General features: G+C 44.9%; 17 protein-coding genes. 11 read left to right on the forward strand and 6 right to left on the reverse strand.

The genetic code is table 11. The annotated features are described in order from the left end of the window. Window positions 1–119 precede the first annotated feature (119 nt). A complete protein-coding gene (gene miaA, locus B0H50_RS09940; RefSeq protein WP_109587644.1) occupies window positions 120–1,037 on the reverse strand; it encodes a tRNA (adenosine(37)-N6)-dimethylallyltransferase MiaA in 918 nt (305 codons plus the stop codon). 30 nt (window positions 1,038–1,067) lie between these two features. Between miaA and B0H50_RS09945 the strand changes: the two genes are divergently transcribed. Together B0H50_RS09945 and B0H50_RS09950 are read left to right on the forward strand one after the other, a co-directional pair. Then, window positions 1,068–2,150 carry a divergent polysaccharide deacetylase family protein gene (locus B0H50_RS09945; protein ID WP_106198472.1) on the forward strand — a complete coding sequence of 361 codons (1,083 nt, stop codon included), beginning with the start codon at window positions 1,068–1,070 and terminating at the stop codon, window positions 2,148–2,150. An 8-nt stretch (window positions 2,151–2,158) separates the two neighbouring features. Then, window positions 2,159–2,884, forward strand: a complete 726-nt coding sequence (locus B0H50_RS09950; RefSeq protein ID WP_106198473.1) for a pyridoxine 5'-phosphate synthase — start codon at window positions 2,159–2,161, stop codon at window positions 2,882–2,884. Between the two features lie 114 nt (window positions 2,885–2,998). Here the strand turns inward: B0H50_RS09950 and B0H50_RS09955 are convergent, their stop codons facing one another. After that, a complete protein-coding gene (locus tag B0H50_RS09955; protein ID WP_109587645.1) occupies window positions 2,999–4,504 on the reverse strand; it encodes an FKBP-type peptidyl-prolyl cis-trans isomerase in 1,506 nt (501 codons plus the stop codon). A 44-nt stretch (window positions 4,505–4,548) separates the two neighbouring features. On the opposite strand from B0H50_RS09955, the gene B0H50_RS09960 reads away from it, so the two are divergent. From B0H50_RS09960 to B0H50_RS09985, 6 genes are all read left to right on the forward strand, one after another. After that, the gene (locus tag B0H50_RS09960; protein ID WP_106198475.1) at window positions 4,549–5,235 is read left to right on the forward strand and encodes a hypothetical protein; all 687 of its coding nucleotides are present in this window, start codon (window positions 4,549–4,551) and stop codon (window positions 5,233–5,235) included. A gap of 189 nt (window positions 5,236–5,424) precedes the next feature. Continuing rightward, window positions 5,425–7,212 carry a pectate lyase family protein gene (locus tag B0H50_RS09965; RefSeq protein ID WP_109587646.1) on the forward strand — a complete coding sequence of 596 codons (1,788 nt, stop codon included), beginning with the start codon at window positions 5,425–5,427 and terminating at the stop codon, window positions 7,210–7,212. A 127-nt stretch (window positions 7,213–7,339) separates the two neighbouring features. Next, complete coding sequence (locus B0H50_RS09970; protein WP_146129167.1) at window positions 7,340–8,119, forward strand: hypothetical protein; 780 nt, start codon at window positions 7,340–7,342, stop codon at window positions 8,117–8,119. A 191-nt stretch (window positions 8,120–8,310) separates the two neighbouring features. Continuing rightward, the gene (locus B0H50_RS13675; RefSeq protein WP_109587647.1) at window positions 8,311–8,529 is read left to right on the forward strand and encodes a hypothetical protein; all 219 of its coding nucleotides are present in this window, start codon (window positions 8,311–8,313) and stop codon (window positions 8,527–8,529) included. A 117-nt stretch (window positions 8,530–8,646) separates the two neighbouring features. Beyond that, a complete protein-coding gene (gene folD / locus B0H50_RS09980; RefSeq protein WP_106198478.1) occupies window positions 8,647–9,489 on the forward strand; it encodes a bifunctional methylenetetrahydrofolate dehydrogenase/methenyltetrahydrofolate cyclohydrolase FolD in 843 nt (280 codons plus the stop codon). Between the two features lie 405 nt (window positions 9,490–9,894). Next, window positions 9,895–11,808: a cellulase family glycosylhydrolase gene (locus B0H50_RS09985; RefSeq protein ID WP_109587648.1), complete on the forward strand. Its 1,914-nt coding sequence runs from the start codon at window positions 9,895–9,897 to the stop codon at window positions 11,806–11,808. A 98-nt stretch (window positions 11,809–11,906) separates the two neighbouring features. Here B0H50_RS09985 and B0H50_RS09990 read toward each other — a convergent pair whose 3' ends face one another. Continuing rightward, window positions 11,907–12,662, reverse strand: coding sequence for a tRNA threonylcarbamoyladenosine dehydratase (locus B0H50_RS09990; protein ID WP_106198480.1), 756 nt, complete (start codon window positions 12,660–12,662; stop codon window positions 11,907–11,909). A gap of 274 nt (window positions 12,663–12,936) precedes the next feature. Here B0H50_RS09990 and B0H50_RS09995 point away from each other — a divergent pair, with 274 nt between their 5' ends. Continuing rightward, entirely contained in the window at window positions 12,937–14,235 is a 1,299-nt protein-coding gene (locus B0H50_RS09995) for a hypothetical protein (RefSeq protein WP_106198481.1), read from the forward strand. 12 nt (window positions 14,236–14,247) lie between these two features. Here the strand turns inward: B0H50_RS09995 and B0H50_RS10000 are convergent, their stop codons facing one another. Next, window positions 14,248–15,090 (reverse strand): nuclease-related domain-containing protein, encoded by an 843-nt coding sequence (locus tag B0H50_RS10000; protein ID WP_106198482.1) that lies wholly within the window; start codon window positions 15,088–15,090, stop codon window positions 14,248–14,250. 175 nt (window positions 15,091–15,265) lie between these two features. Between B0H50_RS10000 and prfA the strand changes: the two genes are divergently transcribed. Further along, a complete protein-coding gene (gene prfA, locus B0H50_RS10005) occupies window positions 15,266–16,330 on the forward strand; it encodes a peptide chain release factor 1 (RefSeq protein ID WP_109587658.1) in 1,065 nt (354 codons plus the stop codon). Beyond that, entirely contained in the window at window positions 16,327–17,187 is an 861-nt protein-coding gene (gene prmC, locus B0H50_RS10010; protein WP_106198483.1) for a peptide chain release factor N(5)-glutamine methyltransferase, read from the forward strand. Before prfA ends, prmC begins: the two co-directional genes overlap by 4 nt. Here prmC and B0H50_RS10015 read toward each other — a convergent pair. Together B0H50_RS10015 and B0H50_RS10020 are read right to left on the reverse strand one after the other, a co-directional pair. Then, window positions 17,184–17,399, reverse strand: coding sequence for a hypothetical protein (locus tag B0H50_RS10015; protein ID WP_106198484.1), 216 nt, complete (start codon window positions 17,397–17,399; stop codon window positions 17,184–17,186). The genes prmC and B0H50_RS10015 overlap by 4 nt on opposite strands. A gap of 58 nt (window positions 17,400–17,457) precedes the next feature. Beyond that, window positions 17,458–19,377 carry a tetratricopeptide repeat protein gene (locus tag B0H50_RS10020; RefSeq protein WP_233244722.1) on the reverse strand — a complete coding sequence of 640 codons (1,920 nt, stop codon included), beginning with the start codon at window positions 19,375–19,377 and terminating at the stop codon, window positions 17,458–17,460. Window positions 19,378–19,384 lie beyond the last annotated feature (7 nt).

The following is a 19,384-nucleotide window of genomic DNA, read 5'->3' on the forward strand; positions in this document are numbered from 1 at the left end:
TGTCGATGTAAAGATAGCCTACGAATGGGAATCGGAATCGAGAGAATCATCTAGCAAGGCTGCCTAAATGCTACCACACATATTGATGATGCCTCAAAAAAATCAGCAAAAAAATGAATTTAATTTCCTGCGCAAATTGAATTGAAAGAATCGCAAATTGTGGCGAAACAATTTTCAAATCCGGCATCTAAATTGATTTCGGATGATTCGGTTTGATGACGAAACCAAGTGAGTTGACGTTTCGCATAATGCCGCGTTCCTTGTTGCACACAAGCGATGACTTCGGCTTCCGAAATTTTTCCGCGAAGACATTCCACCCATTCGCGGTAACCTAAACTTTGCCACGCGGGCGCATTTTCGGGAACGGTTGCGACTAAATTTTCCACTTCATTTTTCCAGCCAAGCTCAACCATTTTTTGAACGCGTTCATCGATGCGTTTGTATAAAATTTCTCGGGAACGATTCAGCCAGAATGTGGGAATTTTTCCGATGCCACCGCAGCGTTCTTTGCGCACTTCCGAAAATTTTCTGCCCGTTTGCAAAGTTACTTCGTATGCGCGGAGCAATCGCTGTTTATCTTGCGGAAGAATTTTCATCGCCGATTCGGAATCGATTTCTTTCACTTTTTCATAAAGCGCAAGTATTCCGTTTTCTTGCAAAAATTTTTCGGCAGTTTCACGAACCTCCGAAGAAACCTGCGGAATTTCAGCGATGCCTTCGGTTAACGCCTGCAAATACATACCTGTGCCGCCCACTAAAATATACGGAGTCGTCGGATTTTTTGCGAGCAATTCTTTAACATTGCGTATAAATTCACCAACAGAAAAATTTTCCGTCGGCGATAAAAAATCGACGAGATGATGCTTTACTTTTTTTAATTCACCCTCAGTCGGCTGCGCTGTTCCAATGCAAAATCCACGGTAAATTTGCCGCGAATCCATGGAAATAATTTCTGCGTGAAATTCCTGAGCGAGAGCTAAGGAAAGATTTGTTTTTCCAACGCCAGTGGCGCCGACTAAAGCACAGAGAATAGGCATTGCGCTTTAATGTAGTTATATTTTACGCGCATGAAAAAAAAGAATTTCCTCATCGTTCTGCTTTGCCTGGTGATTGTGATTCTCGGAATTATTTCTGTCCTTTTAAATCGACAGGCATTTGAGAATACGTTAATCGCTACCGGATTAAAAGAAGCGACTCCAATTCTCGCGAACGCAGATCCGTATTTGGAAAAATTACTGCACGAAATTCCCGTATTGCAAGTCATGCCGAAAAAGAAAAAAGCGAAACGCGATATTTGGAAAGTCGGGCGCGGAATTTCTTTTCCCAATTATCTTTTGCGGGCGCAAAAACATTTAGTGAAAAACGGCGGAAAAATTCTCGCGATGGAAGAATTGGAAAATTCAAAAGGTTCTGTGGCGACGATGGATTTTATAGCACCATTCGGCGATACATTTTATGTGGAACTGCAAATGGCAGATAGTTTTCACAATAATACGTCACGCTTAGCGGTCGCATTTTACGCCGAAAAAAATCTCGCCGGTTTTACCACGCAATTAAACCATTTAAATTATCCTTATTCGCTTTTGATTACTCCCGCAGATCTTCCAACATTATCCTCGGGACTAAAAAGTTTGAACTCGTATGAAAGCGTTATCTGGCTTCCGATGGAAAGCAAAGGTTACTTGCCGAAAAGCGTTGCGAAAAGTTCAATTCTCATTCATTTGTCCGAGAAAGAAATTCAAAATGTCGTGAATGATGCGATTGAAAAAATTCCGAATGCGATTGGAGTTGCGACGCGATTCAGCGACCGCGCTGTTGAACTTTCCACTCTCCTCAAAGCGGTTTTTCTTCCGTTAAAAGCTCAAAATTTATGGTTTATGGATTTGACCGCAAATCGTTATTCGAAAACGCAAGAAGTGTGCGAAGAAATTTCTCTGAACTGCCGCATTGAATCGCCATTTAATCCCGCTCGCATGACTCACGAAATTTACACGGAAAATGTTTTGCGTTTAGCGCGACGCTCGGGAAAAGCAATTTTAATTCTTCCACTTTCGAATGCAACTTTCAAAGCGATTGAAAATTTAGAAGCCGACGCTTTGGCGCAAGGGACAGAATTTGTTAGTTTGTCAAATATCTTTCAAAAAGAATGAGAGGTTTTATGTCTGCAAAATTGAATGTTAATATCGATCATATCGCAACCATCCGCGAAGCCCGAAAAATTCGCGAGCCGGATCCGGTCACCGGAGCAACTCTTGCAGAACTCGCCGGCTGTCACGGCATTACGGCGCATTTGCGAGAAGATCGTCGCCACATTCAAGAACGCGATGTTAGACTTCTCCGCGGAATTGTGACGACACATTTAAATTTAGAAGTGGCTCCGACTCCCGAAATGATTCAGCTCACGATTGATGTGCAACCCGATATGGTGACTCTCGTTTCGGACGATCGCGAAGAAGTGACGACCGAAGGCGGGTTAAATGTTGCCGCTCACATCGACGAACTTTCGAAAGCGGTTGCCGCATTTAAAAATAACGATATCGCCGTCAGCGTTTTCGTCAATCCGGATACGGATCAAGTGAAAGCAGCAAAAAAAATCGGTGCCGATATGGTCGAATTTCATTCGGGACATTTTGCGAATGCGTTTGAATTAGGCTCAGCCGCAGAAGTGGATCGCGAACTCGCTGCGATTCAAGACATGACGATTCTCGCCCGCAAATATGGTCTGCGCGTGCGCGCCGGCCGCGGACTCAATTATCGCAATGTGGATTACATCGCAAAAATTGAAGGCATTGAAGAACTCACCATCGGACACAGTATCATCGGGCGAGCGGTCTTTACCGGAATGGAAAAAGCGGTAAAAGAAATGCTCGATTTACTGCGATAAATTTGCAGAAAATATCTGCAGACAAAAAGTAAGGCGCCCGCTTTTCAAGCGGGCGCGGAGTAAAAAAAGAGCGCGCCTTCGGCGCGCTCTTTGCATAAACTGTCTGCGAGAAAATTATTTCTTTTCTGCGGGAGCAGGAGCTGCGGCAGGTGCCGGAGCAGCAGTGGCTGCAGGTGCAGCTTGTGCAGGAGCCGCTTCCGTCTTCGCCGGAGCCGGTGCCGGTTCAGCAGCCTTCGGAGCTTCCGGTTTTGCTTCTTCAGCCTTTACTTCTTTTGCTGCGGGAGCTGCTTCTGCCTTCTGAGCTTTTGCGGCTTCTGCTTTTTGAGCTTCTGCAGCTTTCTTGGCGGCTGCGATGCTATCTTGTTTTGCTTTCTTCGCAGCGGCGGCAGCTTCCTTTGCTTGCTTAATGCTATCTGCTTTTGCTTTCTTTACTGCGGCGATGCTATCTTGCTTCGCCTTCTTCGCTGCAGCTGCAGCTTCCTTTGCTTGCTTAATGCTATCTGCTTTTGCTTTCTTTACTGCGGCGATGCTATCTTGCTTCGCCTTTTTCGCAGCAGCTGCGGCTTCCTTTGCGTGCTTAACGCTATCTGCTTTTGCTTTCTTTACTGCGGCGATGCTATCTTGCTTCGCTTTCTTCGCAGCGGCAGCAGCTTCCTTCGCTTGCTTCACACTGTCTGCTTTTGCTTTCTTTACTGCAGCGATGCTATCTTGCTTCGCTTTCTTCGCAGCGGCAATGCTATCGGCTTGCGCTTGCTTTGCAGCCTTTACTGCAGCAATGCTATCCGCTTTTTGTTCTTCCGGAGTTTTGACTGCAGCCGGTGCCGCTTTTGCGGTATCAACCGGAGCCGGTTCTGCCGAGACAATATTCAAAAGTTCAACTTGGAAAACGAGAAGCGCATTAGGCGGAATCACCGGAGAAGCGCCTTCCGTTCCGTAGCCGAGAGAACTCGGAATCCAAGCGGTTACCTTTTCGCCTTCTTTCATCAAAGTGAGCAATTCTTGCCAACCTTGAATCACTGCGTTCACCGGAAATTCTAACGGTTCGCCGCGCTTAATCGAACTATCAAATTCGGTTCCGTTGAGAAGAGCGCCCGAATAATGCACGCGCACTTTATCGGTGAGCTTCGGACTCTTTGCTGTCGAATCCGCAGACTTGGTTACATACTTATATTGCAAACCGCTCGCGGTCGTAATCACGCCTTCTGCATTTTTATTCTTTTCCAAGAAGACGACTTGCGAATCCAACGCAGCCTTTGCTGCTTCTGCAGCTTTCTTTTCTTTTTCGACTTGCATTTGCAAAACGAGTTCTTGAAGCGCTTTTTCTGCCTGCGAATCGGTCATAAGCAAAGTCTTGCCGTCCATCTGATCGCTTAACGATTTCAGGAAAAGATCCTTATCGATGTCCGCTTCCACATTCTTAATCGCACGCCCCATATCCATGCCGAGCGCATAACTGTAGCGATCTTTCGCCGTAATCAAAGTGTCTTTTTTGACCGCGACCGCAGCCGAATCTTTCGCCGGTGCAGTGACAGGGGCTGTTTCTGGCTTCGGATTTCCGGAACAAGCGACAAACATTCCCAAAACGGCGGCCGACAAAATACTAGATGTCCATAATTTCATATTTTAGTCCTCAGTTTTATGGATTTCAATTTAGGAACTTTAAAATGAAAAAGTGGACGTTTCTTTTATTTTTCACTGCTTTCTGCGCAAGTCTTTATGCGGCGCGCCCCGTTCAACGCGTCGAAGTTCCTTTTAATATCGGCGTCGGTCCAACGATGTTCTGGATTCCAGGAGTCGCCGGGCGAGAATTTCATCCGGGCTTTAACCTCTCGCTTTACGGTGTGATTACGCCGCAGACACTCAACGACAACAAAGAAAAAATTCCACTGAAATATCGGCGTTACTTAAATACGATGCGCGAAATTCATCTCGCTCCGATGTGGATGATGCTTATTCCGCAATATGTAATTGTAAGCCCCGCGGCACTCGGCGAAGACGATGCGCTTTACGGTGCGATTTGGTCGCTTTTAAGCGTTGGTCCTGAATTTATTTCCAAACGAAATTACGTTCTCGAAGGAAAATTTTCGCCCACAGTGAGTTTCTTGCATGTCGATTCCGATGACAACGAAGAAACCGAAAATTTAGTCGGCCTCGGCTGCACCATTTCTCTCGTTTACACTTACGCCATTACCGATAATGTGCTTCTGTCTTTTTCTTACGCGCACTTGCTCCAACTGCCGCTGAGCATTAACTCTTACACGCCAAACGATGCGACTTCGGAGCATTGGATTCAAGGCGGTGCGCTTTCGCTCACTCTCAATATTCGCTTCGGCGTTGAGCAAAAGCTCTAAATTCTAAATAAAATTTTTGAGAACATTTTAATTCGTTAAAATCTTTCATTTTTCAAAGAAAATTTGAATTTCGCCTTAAAAATAAGACGAAATTTCAAATATTTTCATTTTTCCATTGCATTTTTGGAAATTTCACATTATATTTATGAAAAAAATTTGAGAACATTCTCAGAATCAAAGGATGGGTTTATGAATCTTTCGCTTTTTAAAATTTTCTTTGGCGCAGCACTTTGTGTCGCTCCCTTTGCACTCGCGGCAAATTATGCGCCTGCACTTCCGCTTTCGGGTTGGGCAACGCAAAACGGCGGCACCACGGGCGGCGCAAAATACGGTTCCGTTACGGTAGATAATGTTTCGGATTTGAAAAAGTACGCCGAAGCGGGGAACAAAACGATTTACATTAAGCCCGGCACTTACGCAGGTACGATTTTAGTCGGTTCGAACGTTACACTTTACGGTTATCCAGGCGTTGTGATTACGCAGCCCGCCAAAGGAAGCGGCATTAAAATTTCGGGAGTTCAAAACGTCATCGTGCGAAATATTTCGATGCAAGGCGTCGGCGCAATTGACGAAGACGACGAAGATTGCTTACAAATTAACCACGAAGCAAAAAATATTTGGATTGACCACGTTCACGTTTACGATGGCCACGACGGTAACATGGATATTGTGAATCAATCGAATTATGTGACGGTTTCATGGAGCAAATTCACTTATACATCAAAATCAAAAAATCATCAATTTTCCAATTTATTCGGAAATAGCGACACGAAAACTGGAGACGCAAATGCATTAAAAATTACAGTGCATCATTCTTGGTGGGGCGAAGGCGTTAAAGAACGCATGCCGCGCGTGCGCTTTGGACAAGTTCATGTTGTGAATAATTTATTCAATAGTTCTACCGGCAGTTATTGCGTTCGCGCTGCGATGAAAGCAAATATCCGCGTCGAAAAAAATGTGTTCATCGGCGTTCAAGATCCGCTGAATTATAACAACCGAACAAAAGAAGATGCAAATGTCAACATGATTGGAAATTACTACGAAAAAATCAAACTCACGAAAAATGGCGACACTCTTGGACAAGGAACCGCCTTTACGCCACCTTATTCGATGAGCATTACCGATGTTTCAACGCAAGCAAAAGCTTACGCTTTGAGAGATTCGATTATGGCTTACGCAGGGCCAACTCTTCCGGCTCCGGGTTCAAGCGAAGTCACACCGATTTCTTCTTCCTCGATAACGAAGTCTTCTTCGTCAGCGAAATCTTCAAGTTCTGTCGCTGCGGCAGCAACTCTTACCAAGCATGGAATTGGTTCGACAAATCAAAGCGTAAAACAAGGGGAATCCATTCAAGAATTTTATTTCACGATTGAAAACGCAACAAGCGCAACGGTCTCAGGACTTCCCGAAGGCTTAAGCGGAAAATTAAACGGCTCTGATTTTACGATTTCGGGAACGGTTTCGTCAAACGCCGAAGCGAAAGCGTATAAATTTACGGTGACGACAACGGGCGCAACTCAAAACGCATCCAAGTCGGGAACGATTACCGTTTTGCAAAAAGAAATCGTCAGTTCCTCTTCGAAGGCAGAAATTTCAAGTTCTTCGGAAAAAGTGGAATCGAGTTCATCCGAAAAAGTTTCGTCTAGCTCCGAAGAAATTTCTTCTTCCTCGGAAGAAATTTCAAGTAGTTCTTCGAAGACGACCGCGCTTTTAAAATCAAAAGATTCGCGACAACTGAAATTGAATTCGTTGAATTTAAAATCGGGAATTTCTTTAGAGCTCAATTTATCCCAAGCAGGAATTGTCAAAATTTCCATTATGAACGCCGTAGGCTCGGTGATTTATTCGGAAAATTTATCTGCGCACACTGGCGTGAATGCGTTTAATTTAATGCCGAAAAATTTAACAGCCGGCACTTATTACATGAATATTCGCGGCCTTGGAATGAACGAATCAAAGCGCGTTTATTTGCGATAAATTTCTTTCATAGTCTCTCCAACCCAAAACCAAAAGAAGTCTTGCCCGAGCAAGGCTTCTTTTTTTCGCGAGATTTGCTAAATTGAAAATTATGAAATCCTTTTTCCTTTTTCTTTTTGGAGCGTCTGTGGCATTTGCCGCCCTCTCCGAAAATGTGCACGATAATTTCACGAGCAGCTGCATCGAAGGCGGTTCTTCGCCCGAGTTCTGCGAATGCGTTTTTTCTAAAGTCGAACGCCGCTATTCGCAAAAGCAAATCGATGCGATTGAGCTGAAAATGCGCCGCGGGAAAAGCGATTTGAGCTACACGAATTTTATCAAAAAAGCTTCGCAAGAATGCGATAACGCGACCACCGCAGGCTCTTCTCTCGGAGCGATGGCCGTCAGCGAATACGCCGAAAAGCCCGAAGAAACAGAACTCACTCCCGAAGAAATTGCGACATTACAAGCGCTCGGATTTGACGCCACCGTCGCCGCAGGATTTTTAAACGCCCTCATGGAATCGCCCGAATACAAAGCCATTTTCACTGCGGAATGCGCTGCCGAATTGCATCCGTTTTTAAGTCCAAAAGATGCGGCTGCGAGCTGCGAATGCAGTTATCAAAATTTACTCAGCAACGGAAACTTGCAAAAAATTTTATCGGCTATCGATCAAAATGGTCAATTAAACGATTCTCTCGCCGCCGAAGTTATCCTCACTTGCTTGCCGGATCATTACACTCCCGAGATGGAGAAATTTTTGATGGATTCTTGCAAAACGGCTGCATCCGAACCGATTTGCCGCTGCATTTTACAAGACATCAAAGCGCATCTTCCTCTGCAAGAATTGCTCCGTCACACGATTTCGGATCCAGGATTCATCCAAGGTTATACGACAGGCGCTGCGATTAAATGCAAAGACAAATAATGCTTCTGCGTGATATTCCGCACAAAAAAAAACAGATTTCTGTAGACGTTTATCACAGTTTCTGTATTTGAATTAAAAAGTTTTATTTTTCCCTTTACAAAAATCCTTACATTTGTTAACTTTTACATACAAAGGATGCGGTTTAGGTGAAAAACATAGCGCGAGTGCGTTATGTAAAAAAGGGTTGTATTATGCGATTCAATGGATTTTCTTTACTCTCTTCGGCAAATACTGCGGATCACACCGTCCGCTCCCCTTTTGAATTTGACAAAATTCAAAACCGCGCTCGGATGGCACTTTCGGAAACCGTTTCAATGCCGGCAGTAAAACAGCCTCAAACGAAAAATTTCAAATTTTTATCCGTCGTCGCATTATTCCTTTCGGCGGGAATTGAAAAAATTCATCGTTAACTTTTTCCCATTTTGAAAAAAGTCTGCGCACTGCAGACTTTTTGTTTTTAAAATCTTTTTCGCATTCGTTCCTGCATTTTCGTGAAAATTCTATTTTTTAGAAAAACGGAGAAATTTATGTCTGCTCTTATTCTCGATGGCAAAAAACTCGCCAAGGAAGCCGAAATTCAACTGAAAGCCCGCGTGGACGCTCTGAAAGAACGCACCGGAAAAACCCCGATTCTCGCGACGATTTTGGTCGGCGACGACCCTGCGAGTGCAACATACGTCAAGATGAAAGGCAACGCTTGCGCCCGCGTCGGGATGGAAAGTTTGCCAGTTCACATGCCGAAGCAGACAACGACCGAAGAACTTCTCGCAAAAATTCAAGAATTAAACGAAAACCCGAATGTGCACGGCATTTTGTTGCAACATCCGGTTCCGCGTCATATCGATGAACGCGCCGCTTTCGAAGCGATTGAACGCCGCAAAGATGTGGACGGAGTCACTTGCCTCGGTTTCGGTTTGATGTCGATGGGCGAAAAAGCTTACGGCAGCGCAACTCCCGCAGGAATTATGCGCATTTTGAAAGCTTATGAAATTCCGCTCGCAGGCAAGCACGCCGTTGTCGTCGGCCGCAGCGCAATTCTCGGAAAGCCGATGGCGATGATGCTTTTGAATGCAAATTGCACGGTGACGATTTGCCACAGCAAAACGGAAAATTTGGAAAAGTATGTTGGCGAAGCAGATATTTTAGTCGGCGCAGTCGGTAAACCCGAATTTATTAAGACCGCGTGGATTAAAAAAGGCGCAGTCGTCATCGATGCCGGTTATCATCCGGGTGGAGTCGGCGATATTGAAAAAGCGGGCTTGGACGAAGTCGCTAGCGCTTATACGCCGGTTCCCGGCGGCGTTGGCCCGATGACTATCAATACGCTGATTTATAATAGCGTAGAAAGTGGCGAAGAATTTTTGAAGTAAAATTTTTTGAAAATTTGAATACGAGCCTCGCTTCGCGAGGCTCGTTTCATTTTATTTTGCAAAGTGTTTCATTTTATTTGGCGAAATGATTTCATTTTAATTTCTGCAGATGCGCAGCTTCGCGGCGCGCGTTAGCGACTGACGCCCGAAGGGTTCGGATTTTGCGGCGCAAAGCGCCGCAAAAGCTGAACGGAAATTTTCGCCGCGTGCGCGGCGAAAATTATACCGCTAAGGAGCGCCGGCGCTTGCGCCGGAACGCCCGAAAATCCTTGTGTTTACAAGAGAAAACAAAATTTTAAACGATACAGTTGCTATGAGCTTTTACTTATATTAAATCTTTTTTTGAACCCTTTTCATTTTTTTCCTTTAGTTTCTAAAGAGAAAAATTCAACCCTTGGAGGCTTTATGCGTCTTCGCAAATTAGCATTCATCCCCGCAGCGGCAGCATTCGCCCTTTTTGGAGCTTGCTCTGACGACAGCTCGAGTTCACCCGATGACGAACTCAGTTCTTCGTCCGAAATTATCGATCCGATTTCGTCGACTTCTGATTCGACTCTCAGTTCTTCGAGCGTGGATGTGCCCGAAGTAAGCAGCTCGAGCGCGGCGGCTCCGGCAAACGGTCTCCTTTTGGATGATTTAGAAGACGGCGATGGCGAAACGGCTCTCGGAACCGGTTGGTACACTTACGATGATCACGGAAACGATGCGGCTTCGACGATTACAACTGCGGTCGATGAAAACGGAAATCCGATTCCTACGGCGACCGATAATGGTTCGAAGTTTGCGTTTAAAGTGGAATTTGAATTGGTGAAAGCCGATTACAAATACGATCCGTATGTCGGTTGGGGTTTTAAAATTACCGCTGACGTGGATATGAGCAAATACGCAGGCATTCGTTATTCTTATAAAGGCGCGGCGCACGAACTGCACATGGAAACGACGGATGTTACCGATTACGATGTGCATTTGTTCAAATCGCCGAAATCTGCGGTTTGGAAAACCGTGACGATTGCGTTTGACGATTTAGTGCAAGGTGGATTTGGCAAAGCAGTGCCGTTTGTTGCCGCAAATCTCGATGCGGTTAGCTTCCAAGCGAAAGGCGATGGCAAAAAAGATTCTGTGATGATTGACGACATTTACTTTGTTACCGCCGCGGAATTGCCCGCCAAAAAACCCGATATGACAATCCATGAACCGATGAAATACGACAATGTTATCGGCGATGTGAAAATCAATACACCGCTTCAAGAAAAAGTGATGAAGACTTTAAATCGCGGCATTAACTTTACCAACTGGCTCGAAGAAGCGGATGGAAAATTCACCGGCGAATTTGAATTTGGCGAAAGTGATGTGAAGCTCGTTTCGGAAAGCGGTTTCAAGTCTCTCCGTCTTCCGATTGACCTCGATCTTTATGTGGCGAACCGCGATGAATTCCTCGGCGATACAACCGGAAAAGTTGAGCTCGTGATGGACGATTCACTTTTTATCGTGCTCGATGCATTTGTCGAATGGACGAAAAAGTATAATATGTCTTTCGTCATCGATTATCACGAATACGATAACAGCTACAATAAAGAATCGGCAAATGATCCGCAATATCTCAAGATGATGGCGGGTGTTTGGAAAGCGGTGGCAAAGCATTACGCCGATAGCGACCGCGACGATATTTACTTCGAATTGTTAAACGAACCGGATATGACTTATGGTAAAGTTCCGGCTGCGACTTGGACGATTGCGGCACAAGGCATGATCGATGCGATTCGCAGCGTGGATACAAAGCACACGATTATCTTTGGCGATGCGCAATGGTATGCGATTAGTCTTCTCGTCAAACGTACGCCGTTTACCGATGACAATATCGTCTATGCAATTCACTCTTACGATCCGTTCATCTTTACGCATCAAGGTGCAAGCTGGACTGATCACGCGACGATTCACGGTGTAGAATTCCCGTATGATCCGGCAAATTGGTCGGAATACTCGGCAGACTTCGGCGTAAACGCATCAACTCCGAGCGGAAGCAAAAACTTGCTCAAGAATTACTACAAGACCGGAAGCAAAGATTACATTATGAGTGTCGTGCTCAAAGCTAAACAATGGGCCGTAGAAAATCAAGTTCCGCTCGTTTGGAATGAATTCGGCGCTTACGGAGTGAAGTCTTCGCATCAGAGCACTCTCAATTATCTCACCGCTGTCCGCGAAATCTGCGATACCCTCGAAATCGCTTGGCAGCATTGGGGTTATGCTGGCGGATTCGGCCTCTTCAAAGATGGCGTTCTTCTCGATGGCGTTGCGGACGCGCTCCAACTCAACAAATAAAATTCTCAACCTGAAACAAAAAGTTCTCCTTCTTCGGAAGGGGAACTTTTTTTATGCACGAAAATGCGAGAAATTTTAATTTATCATTTCACACAAATTTACTTTTTATTTTTCGTCGTAAAATTTTGCAGCACAAGCCCTGCCAAAGTAAATCCGAAAATTGCAGTAATGTGCGCCATCGTTCCGTTGGTTTTAACTTTGTGAAAAGTCATGCTGCCGTCGGGAATTATCGCATTTTCTTCGCCTTGATTTTGCAATAATTCTTCGCTGTAAACGCAAAGAAATTTGCGGGCGGGCAATGTGTGATTTTTGCGAAATTTTGTGCGAAGTGCGCGAGCGAGCGGACAGCCTTGCACTTTCCAAAATTCTGCGACATGAATTTTTGTCGGATCCATTTTTAACGCTGCGCCCATCGACGAAAAAAACGCTGCCTTCGTTTTAGAAGCCATTAAAATGAGAAGCGCTTTATCTTGCAAAGAATCAATCGCATCGATAATGCAATCGTAATTTTGAATGCAAAAAGATTCCGCTGTTTCGACGGTGAAAATTTCTTCGCGAATTTCAATTTCTGCGTGCGGGTTAATTTGTAATAAACGTTCCCGCAAAACTTTTACTTTGGGTTCCCCAATCGATGAAACCGTCGCCATCAACTGCCGATTGAGATTGGAAACGCACACTTTATCGCTATCGACGAGTGTGAGTTTTTTAATTCCCGAGCGCACTAAACTTTCGGCACACCAAGAACCGACTCCGCCGACGCCAAAAAGGATGACGCGTTTTTCGGCAATTGACCGCATCGATTCATCGCCGACAAGTAACCGCGTCCGCTGAAAAATTTCATTTTCTGTAAGCACAAATCAAAGATATAAAGTGCGAACATTTTCTGCAATCGCAGAAATTTTTGCATTGCCCCAAAATTCCCTTTTCAAATGCAAAATTTTTCGAAAAATAAAAATTGCCGTTTTTCGCTGAATTTCCCCGTTTTTAAAATATAAATAACGCTTCATTTATTTATAGATGAATTCTAGTTCATTTATACGTAAAAAAACGCTTGCATAACACAAAAAGCCTTTAAAATAAACGTTTATTAACTAACTTAGGCTTTACAATTTTCAATTCAGTAAATTTATGCGTATAAAAAATTTCCTTCCATTTTTTGCTTCTGCCGCTTTTGCGGGCGGGCTCATGCACAACACAAATCAGTCGGCAGATTTTGTTCGCAACTTTGCGCAAGATGCTTCGACGACAAATTCTGCGGTTTATTACAACCCGGCGGGAACCGCTTTTGCGGACGATGGACTTTACATTTCCACGCACATGCAAACCGTTTGGCAAACCCGCGAAATTGAAACGGATAAATTCGGCGATTACGAAGGAAAATCTTTTGTTCCGGTGATGCCGAGTTTACTTGTCAACTGGCATCACAAAAATTTTGCACTGTCGAGCGGATTTTTCATTATCGGCGGCGGTGGCGAAGCGAAATTCCACGATGGCCTTCCGCTGATCGATCAATTCCTTTCGGGAACAATTCAAAAACAAGCGGCTGCGAATCCGAGACTTTCGCAGATAATGTCTGCGTATAAAATAACCGACCCGACGAAACTTTACGAAGCCGAATTTACGGGCAAACAATATGTTTACGCGTGGCAAATCGGCGCGAGCTATCGCATTCACGAAATGTTCTCCGCATTCCTCGGATTGCGCGTCAATTATGCGTATAATTCTTACGAAGGCTCAATGAAAGCGAGCGATTTAACGCTGAAATTGAACAATGAAAATTTGAATAAAATGCTCACGAAAGATTTGCTTTCGTGCGAACAAACGGGCTGGGGTTTTACTCCGATTGCAAGCATCGGATTCCATTATAAAAAATTCAGCGCCGGCATTAAATACGAACACAATACTTCGATTGAAATGGAAAATGAAACCGATCAAATCGATGATGCCGTTGCAAAATTTTTGCCGCAGTTTGTCGATGGCGAAAAATCGGATAATGACTTGCCCGCGATTCTTTCGATTGGCGTAAGCTACGCTTGGTTGGATTGGCTGCGCACCGGTCTCGGTTATCATCATTACTTTGATAAATTCGCCGATTACCCGCAAGGAAAAGACAGCGACTTGGACGGCGATGAACACGAAATTGTCTTCGGTGTCGAAATGGATGTAATTCCTCAACTCACGATTTCGGCGAGTGTGCAACGCACGATGTATGGCCTTGCAGATGAATACTTGAGCGATTTAAGTTTCGTCACCAATTCTTGGTCAGTCGGCGGCGGCCTCGCTTTCCGCTTTACCGATTACCTCCAAGCGCAAATCGGTTATATGGAAACGATTTACGAAGACTATAACAAAAACGATAACGGTGTGAAGAAAACATACGATCGCACCAGTCATAACATCGCCTTCGGCTTAGATTTCAAAATTTAATTTTCGCGAAAACTAAAATCGATGTTCCGAATAATTGGCGAGCTCTTTTTCGAGTTCGTCAATTTCATATTCCGAGTAAACGGGAGAAGCGAGGCGGAACATTCGCTGCAAACTTTCTCGTAATTGAGAACGCAAAATAATTTTTTGCGAAACGGCATTTTCTGGAATTTGTTTTAAAACCGCTGAATCATCAAAAACCGCATAAGAAAAAATATGCAGAGAAATGCCTTCGAAATTTTCAAATAAACGGCGCAACGCTTCGACATTGCGGTTAATGCGCAAAATCGGATTTTCAAAATTGACGCCTTGCATCCGATCTTCGTTCATCTTCGTCGCCGACCAAAATTTTTCTTCAGCGTCGCCAAAAATCCATCCCGATTTTTCCACATTTTCAAACAGATAAATTCCCGTCGGATGTAGAAGCAAAGTCCCGACGACAGTCGTATCGTTTAAGCTATTCCGCAACAGATAAAGTTTATTCACAATTTTAAAATACGAGCCGCGGCACGCTTCAAAAATTTCGCAATTCGTCGCCCAAATGAATTTTTTGGCATTCGGATTTTTCGCATTTTCCTGCAAAAGTTTTTCCACTTTCCACGCATTCTCGGTGATTTTATTGTGTTCTAATTCCACTTTTTTGACGAGTTTCGGTTTCCAATGAAATAAACTGCGATGCCAAATTTCAAAAGAATAAGTTCCGTAAGCGAGTCCGATTAAAGCGCCTTCGTCGGCGGTTTTTAATTTTCTTTTGTAGCTCAAAAGACGTCCCTGCGCATCGCGAAGGAGAACATCGTCAAAGCCCCAGGCCAAAAACCCGAGCACAACCAAAAGAACTGCAATCAAAAGAAACAACATCTTTTAGAAAATTACCGCAAAATTGCATTAGTAGGATATTACATAATGCTATCTTTCTTTGGCGAAGGCATATATTTTTATCACAATTTTTTATTTCTTCGCAAACTTTTCTCATTTTGCAGCATTCTTCCGCGCCGATTTTTTGGGCTGCAAAGAATTTTCTAAAATTGACGCGATGTTAGACGCCGCACAAAAAGTCATTGAAAAATACGAAGAATTGGAATCGGAACTTTCGACGCCAGAAGTCGTCGCCGACCAAAAACTTTACACGAAATTGCAAAAGCAATATAAAGGCTTGGAAAAAAGCTGCCAAAAGGCACGCGAATATATCCAACTTTCGAGCGATCTCGCCGAATGGAAAGCCGCTCTCGGAGGAAGCGATCCCGAATTTGCCGAAGCCGCCAAAGAAGAAATTCCGCCTCTTGAAAAGCGCATTGCAGAACTCGAAAACGAGCTGCAGATTTTGATGGTTCCGAAAGAACCATGGGACTTTCGCAACGCAACTCTCGAAATTCGCGCAGGAACCGGTGGCGATGAATCCGCCCTTTTTGCGGGCGATCTTTTCCGGATGTATCGCGGTTACTGCGATCGTATGGGCTGGAAGATGACGATTCAAGATGCGTCCGAAGGAACTGTCGGCGGCTACAAAGAAATTCGCGTTTTCATCGAAGGCGATAGCGTTTACGGCACTCTCAAATTTGAAAGTGGCGTGCACCGTGTGCAGCGCGTTCCCGATACCGAAACGCAAGGCCGCGTGCATACTTCTGCGGCAACCGTTGCGATTCTCCCCGAAGCCGAAGAAGTCGATGTGGAAATTCGCGAAGCCGATATTCACATGGACACTTACCGTTCTTCGGGCGCAGGCGGTCAGTACATTAACAAGACCGATTCCGCAGTTCGCCTCACCCATATTCCGACGGGAGTTGTCGTAAGCTGCCAAACCGAGCGTTCGCAGTTGCAGAACCGTTTGCACGCTATGGAAATGCTCCGTTCGAAAATTCTCGATGCGGTCATTGCGAAAAAAGAACAAGCCGAAGCCGCTAGCCGTAAAGCGATGGTGGGAACCGGCGACCGTTCTGCAAAAATTCGCACCTACAATTATCCGCAAAACCGCGTCACCGATCACCGCGTCAATTTGACTTTATACAAACTCGATAGCGTTATGACCGGCGACATTCAAGAAATTGTCGATGCGCTTCAAATGGCGCACGCCCAAGAAGTTCTCGGAAAATTTGCATGAACACCGTCCTCGAAATTTTAAATAAGACGACTGCGTTTTTTCAGCACAAAGGCATTCCCGACCCGCGTTTAGATGCGCAATATATTTTGGCGCACGGATTAAAAATGGATCGGATGGAATTGTACTTAAACTTTGACCGTCCGCTTTCGGAACGAGAATTAGAAGCATTGCGCCCGCTCGTCGCCCGCCGCGCAAAGCGCGAACCGCTGCAGCACATCGTCGGAAGCACGAGTTTCTGCGGCTCAGAAATTCACTGCGACCGCCGCGCACTTATTCCGCGTCCCGAAACAGAGTCGCTAATCGAAATTCTCGAAGAACGATTAAAAGGAAAAGAATCCTGCGAAATCGCTGATATCGGAACCGGTTCTGGCGCAATCGCAGTTGCTCTCGCTGCAAACAAGAAAATTTCGAATGCAAAAATTACCGCAACGGATATTTCAAAAGATGCGTTGGATTTGGCAAAAGAAAATGCCGCATTAAACAAAGTCGAAATCGAATTCTTTGAAGGCGATTTGTTAAACGCATTGCCCGACGGGAAAAAATTCGACGCGATTGTAAGCAATCCGCCTTACATTCCAGACGGCGAAAAAGAAAAGCTCCAGCCCGAAGTTCGCGATTACGATCCCGCGCTTGCGTTATTCGGCGGCGAAGACGGTTTAACTCTTGTCCGCAAAATTTTAACGCAGAGTAAAGATCGTTTAAATCCGGGCGCCATTCTTTTGATGGAAATCGGTCCGGAAGCAAACGAAGACAAAATTCTCGAGCAAGAATCCGTCAATTATCCTTGGCTCAAGTGGAAAGGCGCCCTCAAAGATTTCTATGGCGCATACCGCTTCGTCGAATGGGAAATGCTTTAACACTCGTAGCCAAAAGCGGCTAAGACGAAAGTTTCATTTTCTCCGCGGCGATAAAAGCCGAGCAAAGTTTCATCATCCTCTTCGGAAAGTTCACAGCCTTGCATCGAAAGCTGATCTGCGATACGACGACGGAAAGTGTCAAAGCCGCTACAAGAAATTTGATGCAAAGCGACAACAATTCGATTTTTAATGTTCTTTTGTGCAGTGTTCATGCGTATAATATAACAATGAAAATTGACAAAAGTTGAGAATTTTTGACGCTATTAAAATTTATTCGAAATCGTACATGCTGTTATACGAATTTTCCAATTCTTCGTTTTCTTCGGCTTTAATTTCGGGGCCTTTATTTTTTGCGGCTTCGGATTCGGCTAAGCCATCGTAATATTGCTTCGAAAGTTTCTCCACATACGCTTCATTTTGTTCCACGCGTTTGCGTAAACGCGCCAAGGCGTCATCGGAAATGGCCACGCGATTATGCATGCGCTGTTCCGCATCGCGGCCCCAAGGCGTATTTCTGTATTCGTTACGCAGAATTTGGAATGCAGCGACAGCGCTGTCTTTTGTGTCGGGCGACATTTCCCAAATGATGCCTTTCATGTATAACGCTTGAATTCCCGCTTGCGTTTCGGGATAAGTTTGATAAACGGTATCGTATGCGGCGAGCGCATAAGCGTAAGCGGTATCGACGGCGTCCATTTCTTCGAGCGGGACTTCTTGAGCAGCAACCCACAAACTTTCTGCAGTGAGGTAAAGTTCGTGCGCCATATCTTCGGGAGTTTTAACGGTGACTTTGACGCCTAAATTCACTTGCGCTTGTTTTGCATAATCGGTGTGCGGATATTTTGCGATGATTTCTTTGTAAAGTTCTTCGGCGGTATCGCTATCTTGCTTAAATTCGTCGTAAATAAAAGCCCGCGCATAAGTTGCCCGCATCACGATTGCGGTATCCGGCGATTCGTTGATAATGCGATCCAAGCGGACGAGAGAACTGTCTAATTCCGAAAGCTTAAAAAGGAAAAGTTCCGCAATTTGAAATTCTGTATCAAAGAAAGCTTTCTTCGCCGCATCCGTCGTATCGGCGAGAGAATCTTTCGCGCGGAGAGCGAGAAGCCTTTGCAACGCATCTCGGCGTTCGCGGGCATTTTGTCCCCAACTGCAGAAAGGTTTTGCTAAAAAGCTCGAATCGTAATAAGCGAGAGCGGGCTCGTAAGCGCGCTTTTCTACTTGATAAAAATCGCCGAGGTCAAAAAATCCGCGGGAAGAATATTCCGTTTTTTCGTATTCATCCGTCACATGATGCAACAGTTTTTCGCCTTCGGTCCAGTTGTTCGCTTTTAAAAGCAATTCTCCGCGACGCACAAGCATATCGGGCAAATGCGATTCGTATTCTTTGTTCGCAATCATCGCTTTATATTCTTCGGCTGCTTCGGCGTAAGCCTCGGTTTGCGCTAAACATTCTGCGGCGTGCAAAGCTGCGGAATACTGATCGCGAAGAGGAAGTTCTGCGATTTCTTTCGCTTGGTAATGTTCTCGCGCCTTCGGATAATTTTCCATTTTAAAATACAGCGAAGCAAGTCGCATGTGGGCGCGCCCGCGCATATAAGGAGTTCCCGAAGTATCGGCGAGCATGCGTTCGAGTGCTGCAATCGCTTGTTCTGTAAAATCGCCTTTTTCTTCTAATAACGAAAGAAGATTCAAGCCTTCGTGATAATAAGGATGTTCATCGCCCGCGTCTAAAATCGACTGCAACGCAAAACGGCTCACATCGTATTCGCCATTTTTATAAAGGCAATAAGCGCGTTCATATTCCACTTTCGGCATGGAATCGTGATCCGAAAAATAGCGTTCAAATTCATCGTATTTGGCGACGGCCTTTCCCCATTCGCCTTTATGCCGAAAACTTTCGCCGATGAGGAAAACTGCCCGCGCCGTTTGACGATCGTTATCGGGGAATCTTTCGAGAACGCGAGAACCTTTCTCGATGACTTTGTCGTATTTCTTTGCCGCTTCACCAGTCGCGATTAAATCGGAATCGCCCGGAACCGAATCGGCACGTGCTTCTTCGAGTTTCGTCGCATCTTCATAATTTCTGTCGGCGTTAAAAATATGATTGAGATATGCGCAACAAGTACAACCCTCGAAAAGCGAGAGCGTAAGCAAAGCAAAAAGGCTAAGAAAAATCGCGCGCATAATCACA

It is taken from the genome of Hallerella porci (assembly GCF_003148885.1).
Taxonomy (GTDB): domain Bacteria; phylum Fibrobacterota; class Fibrobacteria; order Fibrobacterales; family Fibrobacteraceae; genus Hallerella; species Hallerella porci.